The following is a 17,980-nucleotide window of genomic DNA, read 5'->3' as shown; positions in this document are numbered from 1 at the left end:
AGTTCCTTGCGCAACGCATACAGGAGACGGTCATGGACCCTTACTACTGGGAATCCGAGCACGGAAACTTCGGCGACGATCTCAATCTGTGGCTATGGGATTTTCTCATTCCGGGATTTAGAGACGTTCGCCCGGACACGCTTCTTGTCGGGGTCGGTACGGTGCTCAACCGTGCGCTTTTGCCGGAGGGACGGCACAAGCTGGTGCTCGGCAGCGGCTTCGGCTACGGTTCTCTGCCGGATATGCGCGACAGCCAGGAATGGGATGTCCGCTGCGTTCGCGGCCCGTTGACGGCGCAGAAGGTCGGTGTCGATCCCAAGCTCGGCATCATCGATCCGGCCGTGATGGTCGCCGAAATGCCCGAGTTCAAGGGCCTGCCGAAGAAGCACAAGAAGAGCTTCGTTCCCCATTGGGAATCGGCCATTGCCGGCATGTGGCCGGTGATCTGCCAAACGGTCGGCCTGCATTACATCGATCCGCGGGGCGACGCCAAGGATGTCATTCGCGAGATCGCCCAGTCGGAGATGATCGTCGCGGAATCGATGCATGGTGCGATCCTGGCGGACGCTTTCCGCGTGCCGTGGGTGGCGGTGACCACCTCCAGCAGCATCAACAGCTTCAAGTGGAACGATTGGGCCCAGACCGTCGGCGTCACCTATCGTCCGCGCCATGTTCCTGTCTCGAGCCGGGCGGAAGCCATCATCAAGGGCGCCCGTTTCTGGGGTGTCGATTTTGATGCGCACCAGCCGGCTCTGGAAGATCCGAACAAGCGGCAGATCGACGAAAGCGTGATGGTTGCCGCGCGTGCGCCCAAACAGACCTCATTGCGGGTCGCCGCCAAGCAGCTGCTGGCGGCACCCTCGACCCTGTCTCTCTGGCAGGCGGCGCGAGCTGCCCCGCAGCTGAGCGCCGATCACGTTCTGGCCGAACGGAAAGAGCGCTTTCTCGAGGTTATCGCCGGGGTGCGGCGCGACTATTTCTAGGTCTCTATCAATCCTTGCCGTCCGTCAACTGTCTCACACGGCAGGCGACGGCGGCTGCAGGAGATAACGCAAGCCTCCCGATCCACCCAGAGCCACCGGTGCCGCACCCGACTGACGGCGAAAGCGCTCTGTCTTGTCGGAGAAGATCCCGCAGGCGATCGCGGGGATCGCGGTGGGCCTGCCAAGCGCATGCAACAAGGCGGCCTTTGCGCCGGATTGATTCTTGACGTCGAGGAATTCCCGAAGCTCGTAGCGTCCGCGAATATGGCGCTCATGCCGGGCGATCAGCGCTCTTGCCTGGGGCGCAAGGTCCGTCTGCGTCAGAATGGCCCGGTCGGCTTCGTAAAGCCGCTTGAGATCGATCGTGCGGTGGCTGCTGCTCAGCGAATCGCCGCGAACGACGGCGCCATAACCGCAGCTGTGGATGATCTTGTAGCGCGCGCCCTTGGTCAGCGCGCGGGCATAGAGGTCGTAATCCTCTCCCAGACGCAGGCTTTCCTGATAGCGAAGCTGATGTGCATCCAGAAAAGCACGCCGCATCAGCGGTTTCAGAAATCCGATCTCCCCGCGCCGGACGCCGCGCTTGGAGATATTGCCCTCGATGAATTCGCTGAGGTCGAGAATGCGCGGCGCGGCCGGAAAGGCTTCAAGGGCAAGATGCGCAGCCGATGCCTTTTGCTCATCGACGAAGGCGATGTTGTCGGCGATGAAATCCCACTCCGTCTGCGACAGGAGATTGCCCAGCCGGCCCGGAAAAAAGAAATCGTCGGCATCGAGGATCGCCAGCACCGGTGCCTTCGATATGGAGATGGCGTGATTTCGGGCTGCGGCCGGCCCCTTGTTGATCTCGAAGCTGACGACGGTCAGCCGGCCGGTGCCGTCATCCACCTGGCGCGAAACCTCCGCGGTGCCGTCGCTCGATCCGTCGTCAACGACGACGACCTCGGCTGTTTCAGGCTCTTGCAGCGCTGATGTGATGGCACGGCCAATCGTCTCGGCCGCATTTTTCGCGGCGATGATGACGCAGACGTCAGCATTCGGTCTCATGATCGCATTCCTCTATCGCTGTCGTGCCGAACCTAGGTCGGCTTTGGACGGGCGGCAAGGCGCGATATTGCACATGCGAGGAATTGCCGCCGACCGGGTGCGATGATGAAGGCAAAACAGATCGGCGAAAATCAGGCGCGCGGGACCAGCATGGCCGCGTGTTCAGGAATTGAAGTGGCCGGGATTATTCGGGACATGGAGGGCTTTCGGCTCCTTGTCGTCACCGGCCGATGCGCTCACCACAGGCTGGCCCTGCGCCACGCTGCGGCGGCTCCTGCCTTCTCGCGCCACCAGCACCAGAACAGCAATGAAGTATCCTGCCTGCACGAGTACGGCGCAGACCAGTGTCTGCCAGGCTGTCGTCCAGGCCGAGCCAGTCAGGAAGAAGGTCGCGACGGCAAAGACGCCCAGCGCCCCGATCATGCTGATGAAAACACGCGGAGCAAACATCAGAACGCCCTCAAGGCTATGTCTTGATTTGCAGACAACATGGAAAAAGCCACCTTCTCCTCTTAGGCTATTATTAACATATCGAACATGCTTTGTGGTTTCAACCTGCGTTGCAGCGGGAATGTTCCATTATGATGAAGTCGTTTACCGCATGAATTCTTAGCCCACATTTAAATTCATCTATCGATTGCGCGACAATCGGCAACATTTTTGGTGCGGTCGTCACGACACCGTTGCCGCCGCGTTTCAGGAGTGTCACGCCATGTCGAATTGGGAGACGCGTGCAGCGCACAATGACGCCTCGGATTCGGCCACATTCCGCAGGTGCATCGCCTTATAGCGCGCAACTTGCGCGTATATTTTCGGTTGTTCTAATCCTCAGGTCGCAACAAACGCGTATTTAAGATCAACTTTTGTTACAAAATTAGCGGTTATTAATAAAAAAATGTGCAGTGCGAAAAAATGGTGCGGTGCAAAACTTTCACCGCTGTAAAAGCATCTTATGTATTAATCTGCGATTATAAGAGGTGTTAAATATACAATCCGACCTAATCCGATTTAAAAAACGATTATATCTACGGTTGGCCATCCTGAATCTAGGTGAAATCAGGATATCTCCGATTTGCATTTTGATAATATCCCGGCCTTCGACCGTATCCTTAATTAATAATTATGTTTCCGATTTTCAGCTTGGCCGCAAACCCCCTTATGCCGAGGGGAGGGGCTATAACTTGCCTTTAAAAATCAAAATCACCCTCTAAACTCTCACATGCAATTGATACCCATGTGCCCTCAGGGGACCCGACCAATCGCCAACCCAAATGGAGTTATCTCCCATGAAGTCTGCGACTCGATCGGCAAGCTCGCCGTATTTTACGACCATCGAATCCGGGGGACACCGGCCGATAGGGGGAATATCCAAAAGGGGTTTTGACATCCTGGCCGCGTCATTGGCACTCATCGTCTTCAGCCCGCTCTTTCTGCTTCTGATGGCGCTGGTGAAGTTTTCCGATGGCGGCAAGGTGTTTTATGGACATCGTCGCGTCGGCCATAATGGCCGCTTCTTCCATTGCCTCAAGTTCCGGACGATGGCGCCGGACGCCGACAGGATCCTGCAGGATCATCTGCAGAAGAACCCCAAGGCATACGAGGAATGGCAGGCGAACCGCAAGTTGCAGGACGATCCGCGCGTCACGGTCGTTGGAAGCGTTCTGCGCAAACTGAGCCTGGATGAACTGCCACAGCTCATCAACATCATCCGTGGTGAAATGAGTGTCGTCGGTCCGCGTCCCGTCGTGGAAGACGAACTCGAACTGTATGAACATTCGGCGATCTTTTACCTGCAGTCGCGCCCCGGCCTGACCGGGCTGTGGCAGGTCAGTGGCCGCAACGATGTTTCCTACGCCGCGCGTATCGCCTTCGATACGCATTACGTGACCAACTGGTCGCTCATCAACGATGTGGTCATCGTTGCCAAGACAATTCCTGCTGTCTGCCTGTCCCGGGGCAGTTACTGATCACAGTCTCCAGCTCGAATATGCCGCTTCCGTCATAACGCCGGGATCGGCTTTGTTGTTAAGTGAGGAATTTTCATGAAAAGAAGTCTTTACACGGGACTTCCCGCCCTTGGCAGCAAAGCCTGGGGTGCAGCGCGTCTTTCCGCACTGGCCATCGCCATCAGCGTCTCGGGCATTCACGCGGCTTTCGCTGCTGATTATACGCTCGGCGCCATGGACAAATTGAGAATCCGCGTCGCGGAATGGCAGACCGCCGAGGGGTCCGTCAGGGATTGGTCTGCCATCAGCGGTGATTATACGGTCGGCGCATCCGGCGGCATTTCCCTGCCGTTTCTCGGCACCGTACCGGCGTCCGGAAAAACGACATCCGAGATCGCCGATGAAGTTGGACTGCAGCTCCAAAAGCTGTTCGGTTTGCCCGATCGCCCGTCTGCGTCCGTCGAGCTTGCCCAGTACCGGCCGATCTATCTGGCCGGTGACGTTCAGACGCCCGGCGAATATCCTTTCGCGCCCGACATGACGGTTCTGAAAGCCGTCAGCCTGGGTGGCGGTCTGCGACGGGCCGAAAACGGTCAGCGCTTTGCCCGCGATTTCATCAATGCGCAGGGGGATTCCTCCGTGCAGATCGCCGAAAGAAACCGGCTGCTCGTCCGGCGCGCGCGGCTGCAGGCGGAAATTGCCGAGAAAACCGACATTGCCGTTCCTGCCGAATTGAAAGGCGTTGCGGATGCCGCCGGCCTCCTCGAAAGCGAGAAAGCGCTGATGGTCTCCCGTGACAAGCGGCTGAAGCTCCAGCTGACAGCGCTTGCGGAGCTGAAGGCACTCCTGCAGAGCGAAATCGATTCACTCGGCAAGAAATCTGTGACGCAGAACCGGCAGCTGGCGCTGGTGATGGAAGACAAGGAGCGCGTCGACGTGCTGGCGGAAAAGGGCCTGGCTCTCAGCGCCCGCAAGCTCTCCACCGAACAGCGGGTCGCCGATCTGCAGGCGGCACTGCTCGACATCGACACCGCCTCGCTCAAGGCCAAACAGGACGTCAGCAAGGCGAGCCAGGATGAGACCAACCTGCGCAACGATTGGGATGCCCAGCTTGCCCAGGAGCTGCAGAATACCGAAGCCGAGCTGGATACGCTTTCCCTGAAGCTGGTCACCAGCCGCGACCTGATGACGGAAGCGCTGTTTCAATCGGCAGACGCGTCACGCACGCCGAAGGCCGGCGTTGCGGCGGAGATCAGCTATTCGATCATTCGTCAGAAAGACGGGAAATCGACGACAATCGCCGCGGACGAGGGGACACCTGTGCAGCCGGGCGATGTCGTGAAGGTCGAACCCACGCTCAATACGCAGTAAGGCGGTCGGTATGAAGATCGCAAAGGCCAGTCTGGTAACGCCGGGCGAAAACCTCGTCTATGGGATTTTCGCCCTGGCGGTTTCCTACTTCGTCTTCGCCTATTCCGGACGTTTCGGTCAGGTCTCGATCCTGCTTTATTATGCGGTCTGGCTGCCGCTGGTCCTGATCGACTACCGGCGGGTGCTGGGCAATTACGTCAAATATATCTGGATCTTCGCCTTTGTGATCTTCGCCTGCCTTTCCGTGTTCTGGTCGGCTGCGCCGGGCACCACGGCGCGCGCCGGCGTCCAGTATCTCACCCATGTCATCTGCGCGCTGATCGCCATGCGGACGCTGGATACCCGAATCCTGGCGCTCGGCTCTGTCGCGGGGGCAGCCGTTGTGCTGGTCTATTCATTGCTGTTCGGGGTCTATCACTTCGATCCGCTGGATGGGACCGTCAGCTTCGTCGGCGCCTTTGCCTCCAAGAACCAGCTCGGCTTTTATGCTTCGCTGGCCATCTTCTTCAGTTTTTCGGCGGTTTTCCTGCTCGGGGAGCGCGGTATCTGGCTGGGCATCTGCGGCGTGGCCGGGCTGCTGGCGGCCTATTGCCTGTTTGCCTCCCAGTCCGCCACCTCTGTCTTGACCACCGCGGCCGTCGTCGGCCTGTGTATCGGCCTGCGGGTATTTTCCCTGCTTCCGCCACGAAACCGCAAATTGCTGTTCATTGCCGCTGCGGTCTTCGGCGTCCTGGCTGTGATCGGAGGCGTCTACGGTGGCGCGATCGATAGCGTTCTGGGCGTTTTCGGCAAGGATTCGACACTCACCGGGCGAACCTATCTCTGGCAGCAGGGGATCGAGGCTGCGATGGCGTCACCGGTGATCGGTGTCGGTTATCAGGCCTACTGGGTACAGGGTTTTTCCGAGCCGGAACGGCTGTGGACGGAGTTCTATATCGCCTCGCGCAGCGGCTTTCATTTCCACAACACGTTCATCGAAACGATGGTGGAAACCGGCGGGGTCGGCCTGTTTCTATTGACCGGCCTTCTGCTTGCCGGTCTGTTCGGTCATCTGAAGAGAGTGCTAACCCAGATAGAGGGTTCCGATCCTCTTGTTCTGTTTGGCATGTCCGCTTTGTTGTTCGTTCGCGCGTTTGCTGAAATCGACGTCATCTTCCCCTATCAGATCGGCTCGTTCCTGCTTTATATCGCAGCCGGGAAGCTGACCATGCCTGCGTCACAGGGAGCCCCGTTTCAGGCAATGAGTCCGAGCGGTGAAACGATGCGGTCCATGGTTCCTCCGCTTGGGGCAGGGCCCGCCTTCCCGAACAGGTAGGCGATACACGTCCTCAAAAGGCAAAGACGTCGATTGGCTCGCTGAGCCCCCTCAACAGGTGGGATCCGAGATTTTCCAGCTTTGTCTCGCATCCGGCCATTTCGACGAACGCGCGCGACAGCAGCACCGGGCGTCCGATCTCCTTGGTCAGGCTTTCAAGCCGCGAGGCAATGTTGACGGTCGGACCGATGACGGTGAAGTCGAGCCGGCTGCGGGAGCCGATATTGCCATACATGACATCGCCCACATGGACGCCGATGCCGTAGCCGAGGGCCTCATGCCCTTTTTTCAGGTTTTCCTCGTTGAGCGCTGCCATGGCGGTCTGTGCTTCGCGGATGGCAGCAAGAAGATCCCGGCAGGCATTGGTATTGCCCAGCGGAAAGATTGCCAGAAGCCCATCGCCCATGAATTTCAGGATCTCGCCGCCATGCCGCTCGATCGGTTCCGCCATGGCGTCAAAATAGCCGTTCAGCAGTTCAATGACGTCGTCGCGCGGCCACATGTCCGAGATGCCGGTAAAGTCGCGCAGATCGCAGATGAGAATGGCAGCACCCACCGTCACGCCGCTGCCGCGCGTCGTGGCGCCTGCCAGGATCTGTTCGCTGGCATGCGGCCCGACATAGGTTTCGAGGAGCGTTCGGGCCAGACGGTTTTTCAGGCGGATTTCGCTGACCAGCGCAAAGGCCGGTAGAAGATCGGCCAGGAACGCGATGTCGCCATCGCTGAAACCACCCGGCCTGTCGCTGGAAAAGGTGATGATGTGATGCTTGCCCAACGTATGTTTCAGCTGCCAGGCGATATAGTCGGTATGCCCTTCGGCGCGCAGATCGTCATAGAGCGGATAGGGTGGGGCATCCCCGGAGGCAGCCTCGAGGCGCTGCCGAATCATCCCGCTTGCGCCGCTGTTGAGTTCGTTGATCGGGCTGTTGCGGTACTGGGCCGTATCTTCGACGCCATAATCGAACGTCTGGATTTCCGCTTCTTTCATGCCTTTCAGCCACAAAATCCGTGCGCCGAGCCACTGCGGGTGCAGGATGCGGAAATGCAGCGTGCCGCGCGAAACCGGCAAACCGGCTTCATTGAGCCTGTCGCACATCTCCACGAAGATATGGTCGATGAAACGTTCGTCGCGCGTCTCGGTCATCAGCCATTCGATGATATCGCGGCTCTCGGATAGGTACGTTCCCGCATCGTCGCGATGCAGGCTTTCGGCCGGGCTGGATTGAGATTGCATGGTGGCATCCCGTCTGGTGTTCGGTGCTGTCGACTGTGAAGTTAGTCACGGCGGAACCGGAATACCAGTGCAGGAAATTGCCTAGCGGCTTGGGGAGTCGGCGATGCCGGTCTGGATGAGAGAGGCAATCCACCGGAGCCTTGGTTTGCCGATGCAGCGACCGTCAACCGGACAGAATCATGGCGCCGACCGGTGAGCCGACGCCATGAAAGACGCTTTAATGATTTACGCCGCTGCCGAAACGCTGCCTGCGGTCGGAACTTCGGCAATCGTCTTCAGGATCTGGGAAGCGATCTGGTAGGGGCAGCCCTGCGAATTCGGGCGGCGGTCTTCCAGGTAACCCTTGTAACCGTTGTTGACGAAGGAATGCGGAACGCGGATCGATGCGCCGCGATCGGCAACGCCGTAGCTGAACTTGTTCCACGGAGCCGTTTCGTGCTTGCCGGTCAGGCGCTTGTCATTGTCCGGTCCATAGACGGCGATGTGGTCCAGCAGGTTCTTTTCAAAGGCTGCCATCAGCGCTTCGAAATATTCCTTGCCGCCGACTTCGCGCATGTACTTGGTCGAGAAGTTGGCATGCATGCCCGAGCCGTTCCAGTCGGTGTCGCCGAGCGGCTTGCAATGGAACTCGATGTCGATGCCGTATTTTTCCGTTAGGCGCTGCAGCAGGTAGCGGGCCATCCAGATTTCGTCGGCGGCGCGCTTGGAGCCCTTGCCGAAAATCTGGAATTCCCACTGGCCCTTGGCCACTTCGGCATTGATGCCTTCATGGTTGATGCCGGCAGCAAGGCAAAGGTCGAGATGCTCTTCGACGATCTTGCGGGCGATATCGCCAACGCTCGAATAGCCGACGCCGGTGTAGTACGGACCCTGCGGAGCCGGGTAGCCGGTTTCCGGGAAGCCGAGCGGGCGGCCGTTCTTGTAGAAGAAATATTCCTGCTCGAAACCGAACCAGGTGCCTTCGTCGTCCAGGATGGTCGCGCGGCTGTTGGAGGCATGCGGCGTAACACCGTCCGGCATCATGACTTCGCACATGACGAGCGCGCCGTTGGTGCGGGCCGGATCCGGATAGATCGCCACGGGCTTGAGAACGCAATCGGAGCTGCGGCCTTCGGCCTGCAGGGTCGACGAACCATCAAAGCCCCACAGCGGCAGCTGCTCGAGCGACGGAAATGCGTCGAATTCCTTGATCTGCGTCTTGCCGCGAAGGTTCGGTACCGGGGTATATCCGTCGAGCCAGATATACTCGAGCTTAAATTTCGTCATTTCTAACCTCTCATGGGTTGATGATGCACAGCGTCGGGAACGCCCCGCTCGCGCTGTGCCGCCAACGGCTGCCGTCTTATATGCACAGGGCATGCCAGTTTGGGACGGCAGTGACCCTTTCCCCGATTTTTGCCAAAATGGCGGCAAAACAGGGTTCCGGTCGACTGGTGAACGCGGGTCCGGGCAGAAAATGTGAAATCACTGATGAAACTGGACTTTTTGCCATCGTTTTCCATCTTTTCCGTGTGTTTTCTCTGCCGTTTTCAAGAAAAATAGAGCCTCATGCGCAAATTTTACGCAAAACTTGCGACAATTTGACTTGCGTGCATCCGCACAAAATTTATCGCAAAAAACGCATCCGAAACACGATGCCTAAAAAATAGCCTATTTTTTAGGCTGAATGATTTTTTTTTAATCAATCCGCGCAATTCGCGCGCAAGTCTGCTATAGTGTTCCCAAGCTGACCCGCTGAGGTCCGTGAGAAAAGGAAAAGCGACACTATGGCAATGATGTCTCCGGCCGGTACGGCCAAGATCTACGAGTTCCCCGCTGGTGGGCGGAAGCTGGGCAGCCGCCGCTTCGATCAGGCCGCCACGGTTGCAGACTTCCGGCCGAAGCATGTCCTCACGGTCGATTACAGCAGCTGGTATCATGACGAAGCCGTCCGCGAGGAGCAGACGCCGAAGTCCTGAACGCGCCGCCAGGCAAAAATTCCGGTTGCCGCGCATGGTGCGGAAGGCCGCCGCGCTTGTGAGCGCCAGGTTTGCGTGTCGACTGTAGTTCCGCGCATAACCCAGTGAGCGATTGAAAAATCAACGCTCGGACATGATTTCAAAATCAGATCATTTTTCTGCGTACCGCCGCGTTCGGAATGGACGCCGTGTAGTTGCATCGCATCGCGTTGTCGCGACGCTATTCGATCTCCGCGGTGTCCCTTGCTTCACCCAGGGCGCTTACGCGCCGGGATGGAAGAAATCACGGTTAACAATTGCTCTCTATGGCTCGGGCGAATGTGACGCTATTTTAACCAATAAGGTGCAAATTGGAGCAGAGTCGCCTTCGTGTGGACCAGAGCATTTTTCTGATCCGGTGCGCGATAGGGGATTGGACGCAATCGGCAACGATGTTGTGCCGATTGCGGGCGAAGATCACCGCAGGCTGCGAGCTATTCCGTCTCACGGGTCCTGCGGAGCAAAAGGATGCTCGGCATGACGGACCATATCATGAAGACGCTCTTGAACATCCTGGCCGCGCTTTCTTTCGGCGCCGTCATGGTCCTGTTCATCGTTCTGTAACGGCAAGCCCAAGCGGTTTACGGATAAAGATAGTGCGCGTTCCACTCGTCATGCGGGATGAGGTCGCCGATCTTGTAGTTGAACGACAGCATCTCGATATGGTCGGGTCCGGTAGTGCAATTGTATTTCAGCCTGTACCATTCACCCTTGCTGCGAAAGACCGCGCCTGGCGCTTTCATCGTGCCGTTTTCGACGATCGGATCGGCAAACGTATAGGCGATCACCTTGTCGGGTTTGAACGTTGCCTGGTCCGCATTGATTTTCCACATCGCTTCGGTATCGCAACGCTGTTCCAGGCGGGTCTGCGGGTCGAGCTTCTCGAATTGCTTGACCAGTGACTGATCCATGGCTGCTGCGGGCGCGGCAATGGCAGCTCCCAGCAAGAGCGGGCAAACAAGCCTGTTCATTGCGTCGTCAACTCCTTACGTCATGTCAGAAAATGCAAACGGCAAAAGGCACCTCCGGACGAAGCACCGTTGCGTTGGGCGTTAACTTGAAGGAAACCTTTGTGGTCATTCAAAGGCAGACTGACCTAAACGTCCGAAACGTCGATCCATTCGGCAGACGCGAGTTCCGCCATGCGCTCGGGATTGATCCGCACTGCCGCGTGCGGCGCACCGGCTGCCGGCACGACCTCGTTAAAGGCTTTCAGCGAGATGTCACAATAAACCTTGTGCGGTCGCGCGAGCCCGAACGGGCAGACGCCGCCAACGGGATGCCCGGTTTCTTCCTCGACCTCGTCGAACCCCAACATGCGTGCCTTCGTCGAAAACAGGGCCTTGTACTTCTTGTTGTCGAGGCGGGCATCGCCACGCGTGACGATCAGAATGACCTTGTCAGCCACCCGCAGGGCAAGCGTCTTGGCGATCTGTGCCGGCGCGACACCATGCCCTTCCGCTGCCAGCGCCACGGTCGCGGTGCTTTGCTGGAGTTCGATGACGGCGATATCGGGAGCATTTTCGGCAAAGAAGGTCTTGACGGAGGAAAGGCTCATCGGCTGCACATGACTTTTCTGATCGGCATCACGCCCGCATGGGTCCGCGCAGGCAATCCAGCGATCTTTTCAGTCATCGTTCGACGCGTCAAGATTTTCCGGGCGCGTGCCTTCCTGGTCGTGCGGCAGGTAGCCGTGGCTGGTGAACCAGTTGATCAGGATGGCGGCGATTGCCTGATCGCGCGTGTGCATCCCGGGATGATCGGAAATGAACGATTGGAGCGCTTGTTCGATCCGGGGATCGTAGAGGTCGGACATGATATCTCCCGAAGACAGGACAGATGGGGCCCGGTTCACCTTCCGGCAAACCGGGATCCGTTGGAGGCGTCAGGCGCTTTTGACGATGCGGATCAGCACCAGAAGGATGACGGCGCCGATCGTTGAATGGATGATGGCGGCAAGGATGCCGCTGCCGATGCTGATGCCGAGATAGGGGAAGAGTGCGCCCGCAATGAAAGCGCCGACGATGCCGACCACGATATTGCCGATGAGGCCGAAGCCGAAACCCGAGACGATCAATCCTGCAAGCCAGCCGGCAATGGCGCCGACAATCAGAAATACGACGATGCTTTCGATACCCATGGATGGTTCCTTTCCGTTGTATCCGCACAAGACAAGATAGAGCGAGAAGGGGTTTCCGTTAGAGGGGGAACGCGATCTTTGACGCTTTTTTGTGGTCAATGAACTGAAAATTGCGCGGGGAAGCGATGGTTTCCGTGCGAAAGTCACGAAATTCGCATCCGAGAGGCAAAAAAAGGCCCGGAGGTGTCCCGCCGGGCCGATTCGAAAAAGGTGTCGTGGCTTAGACGATACCGCCGCTGCCGCCCTTCGTGGCTGGCCGTTCGCCCGATACTTTGGCGCGGTAGCCGCTGGCGCGATATGCCGCGACCGGTGCGATTGCGCCGCCAGCTTCGTAGCGCGCCATGGCGAGAATGGGTTCCACATGGGTGCGGAACGCGCTTTTCAGCGTTTCCGTCGCCATCAGTGCGTCATTACCGTCCTGATAGCCCGCGAGTGCCTTGCGGTCGACGAGCAGCGCCTGCGCATAGGCGCGGCTGACTTCGGTGGCGCTGTTCATCAGGCTCTCGATCGGGTCGGTGACGTTGTGGCTCTGGTCGAGCATATGCATCGGCGAGAAGCCTTCGGCCTTGCGGGTCTCGGCATCGACCAGTTCGTTGAAGACGAGGAACAGGCGGTAGGGATCGATCGAGCCCGTATCCAGGTCGTCGTCGCCATACTTCGAATCGTTGAAGTGGAAGCCGCCGAGTTTCTTGAACTGGATCAGCCGGGCGACGATCATTTCGATATTGACGTTGGGCGCATGATGGCCGAGATCGACCAGGCAATGGGCCTTGGGGCCGAGTTCCTGTGCGATCAGATAGTTGGTGCCCCAGTCCTGCACCACCGTGGAGTAGAAGGCCGGTTCGAACATCTTGTGTTCGGAAAAGATCTTCCAGTCGTCCGGCAGGCCCTTGTAGACAGCCTTCATCGCATCGAGATAGCGCTCGAAACTCTTGGTGAAATTCACCTGGCCCGGGAAATTCGAGCCGTCGCCGACCCAGACCGTCAGGGCGTTCGAGCCTAGCACCTTGCCGATCTCGATGCATTCCAGATTGTGATCGACGGCCTGCTGGCGCGTGGCAGGGTCCGCATGGGAGAGCGAGCCGAACTTGTAGGAATGGGTCTGGTCCGCGGCGTCGGAGAAGGTGTTGGAGTTCATCGCGTCGAAGCCAAGGCCCAGTGCGTTGCCTTTTTCTCGCAATCCCCTCAGGTCGTCGACCTTGTCCCAGGGGATATGCAGCGAGACTGTCGGCGTCGCCCTGGTCAGCTGCTGGATGACCGCGCAATCCTCGATCTTGTCGTAGATGTTGCGTGGTTCGCCGGTGCCGGGGAAGCGCGCAAAGCGTGTGCCGCCGGTACCGACGCCCCAGGACGGGACCGCCACTCCGTAAGCTGTGACTTGCGCTTTGATTGCCGCGATGTCGATGCCCCGGCGTGCAAGCTGCGCACCGAGATGGTCGTAATCGGTTTGCAGATCGGCAATACGCGCGGCATTGTCGGCGTCGATGACGTCTTTTCTGATCATCAGTGTCATGTCGTCCTCCGGATCAGCGTGTGAACGACTGGGCATTGCCCGCGTCGACATTGATGATGTTGCCGGTCGACTTGGCCGACATGTCGGAGGCGAGGAAATAGATCGCTTCGGCAATGTCTTCCGGGAAGACGCTGAGCTTCAGCATGGAACGTTCGCGGTACATCGCTTCCAGCCCGTCCATATCCGTCTTGTAGATGGCAGCGCGCTGTTCCTTCCACTCGCCGGACCAGATCTTCGAGCCGCGCAGCACGGCATCCGGATTGACGACGTTGACGCGGATCTGGGCGGATGCACCTTCCAGGGCCAGGCATCGGGCCAGATGGATTTCGGCAGCCTTGGCGGTGCAATAGGCGGATGCGCCGGGGGAGGCGGCAAGACCATTCTTGGAGGCGACGAAGACGACGTTGCCGCCGGCTTTCTGATTGCGGAAGATGCGGAATGCTTCGCGCGAAACGAGGAAATAGCCTGTCGCGAGGATATCCATGTTCTTGTTCCACAGCGCCAGCGTCGTGTCTTCGATCGGCGCGGAGGAGGCGAGGCCGGCATTGGACACGAGAATGTCGAGGCCGCCGAATTCGAGCAGCGCATCGGCAAAGCTCTTTTCGACAGCGGCTTCGACCGTGACGTTCATGTTGACGGCGCGGACGAAATCCTTGCCGTAACGCCCACCGAGTTCAGCCTGCGCTGAAGCCAGGGCCTCCTCGTCGATATCGGCGAGCACGACGCAAGCGCCTTCGGCCATCAACCGGTTGGCTGTTGCCTTGCCGATGCCGCCGGCGCCGCCGGTGACCAGTGCGATCTTGCCGGCCAGCATCTTCGGTTTCGGCATGCGCTGCAGCTTGGCTTCTTCCAGCAGCCAGTATTCGATGTCGAAGGCTTCCTGTTCCGGCAGGCCGACATAGGTCGAGACGCCGGATGCGCCGCGCATGACATTGATGGCGTTGACGTAGAATTCGCCGGAAATCCGGGCAGTCGCCTTGTCCTTGGCAAAGGTGATCATGCCGACGCCGGGGATGAGGTAGACGACGGCGTTCGGATCGCGCATCGCCGGGCTGTTGTCGCGCTTGCAACGCTCGTAATAGGCGGCGTAGCCGGCGCGATATTCGGCGATGGCCGCTTCAAGGCCGGCCAGCGTCTTGTCGATGTCGGGATTGGCCGGATCGAAATCGATCACCAGCGGGCAGATCTTGGTGCGCAGGAAATGGTCGGGGCAGGAGGTGCCAAGCGCTGCCAGCGGCGCGAGGTTCTTCGAGGTGACGAAGTCGAGTACGGCCTGGCTGTCGTCGAAATGGCCGAGCTTGCGCTCGTCGGCACTGATCATGCCACGGATGACCGGCATCAGTTTCTGCGCGACCGCGCGGCGTTGCTCGGCTGGAAGCACGGGCTTGACCGCGCCGCCGAAGGCAGGGGCCGTGTTGGTCGTCTCGAACCAGGCGATTGCCTTGTTGATGATCTCGATCGTGGTTTCGTAGGCTTCCTTGGCCGTGTCGCCCCAGGTGAAGAGGCCGTGGCTTTCAAGGATCAACCCGCGTGCATTCGGATTTTCCGCGCAGAATTTTCCAAGCCACAGGCCAAGTTCGAAGCCCGGCCGCTTCCAGGGCAGCCAGCCGATATCATCGCCAAAGATCTGTTGCGTCAACTCGCGGCTGTTCTTCGAGGCGGCAATCGCGATAATCGCGTCCGGGTGCATGTGGTCGACATGCTTCCTCGGCACATAGGCATGCAGCGGCGTGTCGATGGAAGCCGCGCGCGGGTTGAGATTGAAGGTGCAATGCGGCAGGTAGCCGACCATTTCGTCTTCATGCTCGAGGCCGCGGTAAAGCCCCTTCAGCGCTTCCAGCTTTTCCATGTAGAGTGTCGAAAAGCCGTCCATCTTGATGGTGCCGACATCGCCGCCGGAGCCCTTGACCCACAGAACCTCGACGGTTCCGCCACCAAGCGGATCCTTTTCCAGGACCTTGGCAGAGGTGTTGCCGCCGCCATAATTGGTGATGCGCTTGTCGGAGCCGAGCAGGTTCGAGCGATAGAGCAGCCGCTCTGCTTCACTCATCCCGGCTGCCTTGCCGTCATCCCAAAGATTGGCAAGGCGCGAGCCTTGTTGCTTGTCGAGCATCGATCATTCCTCCCGGTCAATTCTGCGCCGGCCGACGGGCGGGGAAGCGCATTCGTTGCGATCAGATCACACAAACTCCGCGCCGATGTCAATCATAAACGATCAAAATCAGTCATATTGCACTGCACAATGAAAAAATATGACTGAATGTGATTGACAATGCGCGGTCGTGATGGAAGCATAGGTGGTATTGGAGGAGTGGAATGCACGAGAAAGAGCGACATAGGATCATTCTGTCAGCGATCCAGGACAAGCCGGTCATTACCGTGCCTGAGCTGGTCGATCTGACCGATAGTTCCGAAGCGACGATCCGCAGGGATATCGCGGCGCTGCACGTGCAGAAGCGGCTGCGCCGGGTGCGTGGCGGCGCCGAAGCGATCAATCCACCGCAATTTGTCGGTCTTGCCGGCCGCCCTTTCAGTGTCAACGAAGGTCTGCACGCCCGTCAGAAGCAGGCAATCGCCAAGGAGGCCGTTGCGCTCTGTCAGGACGGCGAGCCGATCATCATCAATGGCGGTACGACGACCTTCCAGATGGTGCATTTTCTGGCCAACCGCCGGATGCAGGTGTTCACCAATTCCTTTCCGATTGCCGAGCATTTGCTCAAGCATTCGAAGAACACGGTGATGCTGTCGGGCGGCACGATCTACCGCGAACAGAACATCATTCTCAGCCCTTTCGATAATGACGTGACGCGCAATTTCTATGCGCGCCGCATGTTCATGGGCGCGCAGGGACTTGGCCCCCTGGGGCTGATGGAGGGCGATCCGCTGCTTATCCAGGCCGAACAGAAGCTGATCGATCAGGCCGACGAACTCGTCGTGCTGATCGACTCGTCGAAATTTCACAAGCGTTCCAGCCTCATTCTGTGCGGGCTGAAGCGCATCACCACGGTGATCACGGATTCGGGCATCGAGGACAGGCATGTCCAGATGCTCGAAGATGCAGGCGTTGGTTTGGTCATTGCCAATACGAGGCCGGGCATTGTCGAGGAGAATGCTTCATCGTCGGCGTAAAGCCGGTGGGAAGTGGGGAGTGCGTCAACCGCCACATGGTCAGGGCATTCGAGCCTGAAAGCATGTGGCATGCATCGACAGAAAAAGCCGGATGAAAGCGGTCATCGTGACCGTATGCGGCTGAAACGGGAGGAGAACGTCATGAAGATTTTGAAGGCATTGATGGTCACGACGGCGGTATCGCTGGCGCTGATGGCCAACGCCGCGCATGCGGAAAACAAGAAGATCGCGCTTGTCGTCAAGGCGCTCGGCATCGGCTTCTTCGAAGCGGCCAACAAGGGCGCGCAGGAAGCCGCCAAGGAACTCGGCGACGTCGAAGTGATTTATACCGGCCCGACGACGACGACGGCCGAAGGCCAGATCGAAGTCATCAACTCGCTGATCGCCCAGAAGGTCGACGCGATTGCCGTTTCGGCCAACGACACGGACGCGCTCGTTCCGGCGCTGAAGAAGGCCCAGGAACGCGGCATCAAGGTGATTTCCTGGGATTCGGGCGTCGCCAAGGAAGGTCGCGCTATGCATCTGAACCCGTCGTCCAGCCCGCTGATCGGCAACATGATCATCAAGCTTGCTGCAGACCAGCTGCCTGAAGGCGGCGACGTAGCCGTTCTCTCGGCAACGGCCACCTCGACCAACCAGAACACCTGGATCGAGGAAATGAAGAAGGTTCAGGGTAACTATAAGGGCATCAACGTCGTCACCACCGTTTACGGCGACGACCTTGCCGACAAGTCCTACCGCGAGACGCAGGGCTTGATCCAGTCCTATCCGAACCTCAAGGCGATCATCGCTCCGACCTCCGTCGGCATCGTTGCCGCAGCCCAGGCTGTCGAAGACGCCGGCAAGGTCGGCCAGATCAACGTCACGGGTCTCGGCCTTCCCTCGGAAATGGCTGGCCACGTCAAGGCCGGTTCGTCCAAGTCCTTCGCCATCTGGAACCCGATCGACCTCGGCTATTCCGCTACCATGATCGCCTATGACTTGATTGGCGGCGCGGAAGCCAAGCCGGGGGCCGAACTGAAGATGGGCCGCATGGGCACCGTCAAGCTCGACGACAACAACGAAGGTGCGATGGCCGATCCGTTCGTCTATGACGCATCGAACGTCGAGGAATTCGCCAAGATCTTCTGATCTAGCGCTCTGCCCTCATCCGCCCTGTCGGGCACCTTCTCCCCGTCATGACGGGGAGAAGGACCAGGCGGCAAACTCTATGATCCCCCTCTCCTCGTATGCGGGGAGAGGGCTAGGGTGAGGGGCAATCGCGCAAGCGATAGCCTGTCGACAGTTTTTCAAATTCAACCACAC

Annotated in this window: 18 protein-coding genes; 8 read left to right on the top strand and 10 right to left on the bottom strand. The window is 58.8% G+C overall.

The genetic code is table 11. The features are described from left to right. The first annotated feature begins 32 nt into the window (after positions 1–32). Positions 33–983, top strand: a complete 951-nt coding sequence (locus tag ADU59_RS02005; protein ID WP_068951182.1) for a polysaccharide pyruvyl transferase family protein — start codon at positions 33–35, stop codon at positions 981–983. A gap of 33 nt (positions 984–1,016) precedes the next feature. Here the strand turns inward: ADU59_RS02005 and ADU59_RS02000 are convergent, their stop codons facing one another. Together ADU59_RS02000 and exoX are read right to left on the bottom strand one after the other, a co-directional pair. Further along, on the bottom strand, positions 1,017–2,030 hold the full coding sequence (locus ADU59_RS02000) for a glycosyltransferase family 2 protein (protein ID WP_068951180.1): 1,014 nt from the start codon (positions 2,028–2,030) through the stop codon (positions 1,017–1,019). A gap of 162 nt (positions 2,031–2,192) precedes the next feature. Continuing rightward, positions 2,193–2,480 carry an exopolysaccharide production repressor ExoX gene (gene exoX, locus ADU59_RS01995; RefSeq protein WP_068951178.1) on the bottom strand — a complete coding sequence of 96 codons (288 nt, stop codon included), beginning with the start codon at positions 2,478–2,480 and terminating at the stop codon, positions 2,193–2,195. 836 nt (positions 2,481–3,316) lie between these two features. Between exoX and ADU59_RS01990 the strand changes: the two genes are divergently transcribed. The 3 genes from ADU59_RS01990 to ADU59_RS01980 all read left to right on the top strand — a co-directional run bounded on the left by ADU59_RS01990 (position 3,317) and on the right by ADU59_RS01980 (position 6,662). Beyond that, positions 3,317–3,997 (top strand): sugar transferase, encoded by a 681-nt coding sequence (locus ADU59_RS01990; RefSeq protein WP_068951176.1) that lies wholly within the window; start codon positions 3,317–3,319, stop codon positions 3,995–3,997. A gap of 75 nt (positions 3,998–4,072) precedes the next feature. Next, a complete protein-coding gene (locus ADU59_RS01985; protein ID WP_068951174.1) occupies positions 4,073–5,347 on the top strand; it encodes a polysaccharide biosynthesis/export family protein in 1,275 nt (424 codons plus the stop codon). A 10-nt stretch (positions 5,348–5,357) separates the two neighbouring features. Beyond that, complete coding sequence (locus ADU59_RS01980) at positions 5,358–6,662, top strand: O-antigen ligase family protein (protein ID WP_083198091.1); 1,305 nt, start codon at positions 5,358–5,360, stop codon at positions 6,660–6,662. A 13-nt stretch (positions 6,663–6,675) separates the two neighbouring features. Here the strand turns inward: ADU59_RS01980 and ADU59_RS01975 are convergent, their stop codons facing one another. After that, a complete protein-coding gene (locus ADU59_RS01975) occupies positions 6,676–7,806 on the bottom strand; it encodes an adenylate/guanylate cyclase domain-containing protein (RefSeq protein ID WP_425331997.1) in 1,131 nt (376 codons plus the stop codon). A gap of 315 nt (positions 7,807–8,121) precedes the next feature. Beyond that, entirely contained in the window at positions 8,122–9,162 is a 1,041-nt protein-coding gene (locus ADU59_RS01970; RefSeq protein WP_068951170.1) for a glutamine synthetase beta-grasp domain-containing protein, read from the bottom strand. Between the two features lie 110 nt (positions 9,163–9,272). Here ADU59_RS01970 and ADU59_RS30180 point away from each other — a divergent pair, with 110 nt between their 5' ends. Together ADU59_RS30180 and ADU59_RS01965 are read left to right on the top strand one after the other, a co-directional pair. Then, entirely contained in the window at positions 9,273–9,545 is a 273-nt protein-coding gene (locus tag ADU59_RS30180) for a hypothetical protein (protein WP_139093131.1), read from the top strand. Positions 9,546–9,662: 117 nt separating this feature from the next. Beyond that, positions 9,663–9,854, top strand: a complete 192-nt coding sequence (locus tag ADU59_RS01965) for a DUF2735 domain-containing protein (RefSeq protein WP_068951169.1) — start codon at positions 9,663–9,665, stop codon at positions 9,852–9,854. Between the two features lie 620 nt (positions 9,855–10,474). Here ADU59_RS01965 and ADU59_RS01960 read toward each other — a convergent pair. From ADU59_RS01960 to ADU59_RS01935, 6 genes are all read right to left on the bottom strand, one after another. Next, positions 10,475–10,864, bottom strand: coding sequence for a DUF930 domain-containing protein (locus ADU59_RS01960; RefSeq protein WP_068951167.1), 390 nt, complete (start codon positions 10,862–10,864; stop codon positions 10,475–10,477). A gap of 125 nt (positions 10,865–10,989) precedes the next feature. Continuing rightward, positions 10,990–11,451 (bottom strand): YbaK/EbsC family protein, encoded by a 462-nt coding sequence (locus ADU59_RS01955; protein ID WP_068951165.1) that lies wholly within the window; start codon positions 11,449–11,451, stop codon positions 10,990–10,992. Positions 11,452–11,520: 69 nt separating this feature from the next. Further along, the gene (locus tag ADU59_RS01950) at positions 11,521–11,709 is read right to left on the bottom strand and encodes a hypothetical protein (RefSeq protein WP_068951163.1); all 189 of its coding nucleotides are present in this window, start codon (positions 11,707–11,709) and stop codon (positions 11,521–11,523) included. Between the two features lie 69 nt (positions 11,710–11,778). Next, positions 11,779–12,033 carry a GlsB/YeaQ/YmgE family stress response membrane protein gene (locus ADU59_RS01945; RefSeq protein ID WP_068951161.1) on the bottom strand — a complete coding sequence of 85 codons (255 nt, stop codon included), beginning with the start codon at positions 12,031–12,033 and terminating at the stop codon, positions 11,779–11,781. 220 nt (positions 12,034–12,253) lie between these two features. Continuing rightward, positions 12,254–13,546, bottom strand: coding sequence for an L-rhamnose catabolism isomerase (rhaI, locus tag ADU59_RS01940; RefSeq protein WP_068951159.1), 1,293 nt, complete (start codon positions 13,544–13,546; stop codon positions 12,254–12,256). 13 nt (positions 13,547–13,559) lie between these two features. After that, entirely contained in the window at positions 13,560–15,659 is a 2,100-nt protein-coding gene (locus ADU59_RS01935) for a bifunctional rhamnulose-1-phosphate aldolase/short-chain dehydrogenase (protein ID WP_068951157.1), read from the bottom strand. Positions 15,660–15,862: 203 nt separating this feature from the next. Here ADU59_RS01935 and ADU59_RS01930 point away from each other — a divergent pair, with 203 nt between their 5' ends. Then, positions 15,863–16,675 carry a DeoR/GlpR family DNA-binding transcription regulator gene (locus ADU59_RS01930; protein ID WP_068951155.1) on the top strand — a complete coding sequence of 271 codons (813 nt, stop codon included), beginning with the start codon at positions 15,863–15,865 and terminating at the stop codon, positions 16,673–16,675. Positions 16,676–16,816: 141 nt separating this feature from the next. Further along, entirely contained in the window at positions 16,817–17,806 is a 990-nt protein-coding gene (gene rhaS / locus ADU59_RS01925; RefSeq protein WP_068952498.1) for a rhamnose ABC transporter substrate-binding protein, read from the top strand. Positions 17,807–17,980 lie beyond the last annotated feature (174 nt).

Origin of the sequence: Pararhizobium polonicum (genome assembly GCF_001687365.1) — a bacterium.
Taxonomy (GTDB): domain Bacteria; phylum Pseudomonadota; class Alphaproteobacteria; order Rhizobiales; family Rhizobiaceae; genus Pararhizobium; species Pararhizobium polonicum.
Note: the sequence above shows the minus strand (reverse complement) of the source record. Positions and strands in the feature narration are given on the sequence as shown.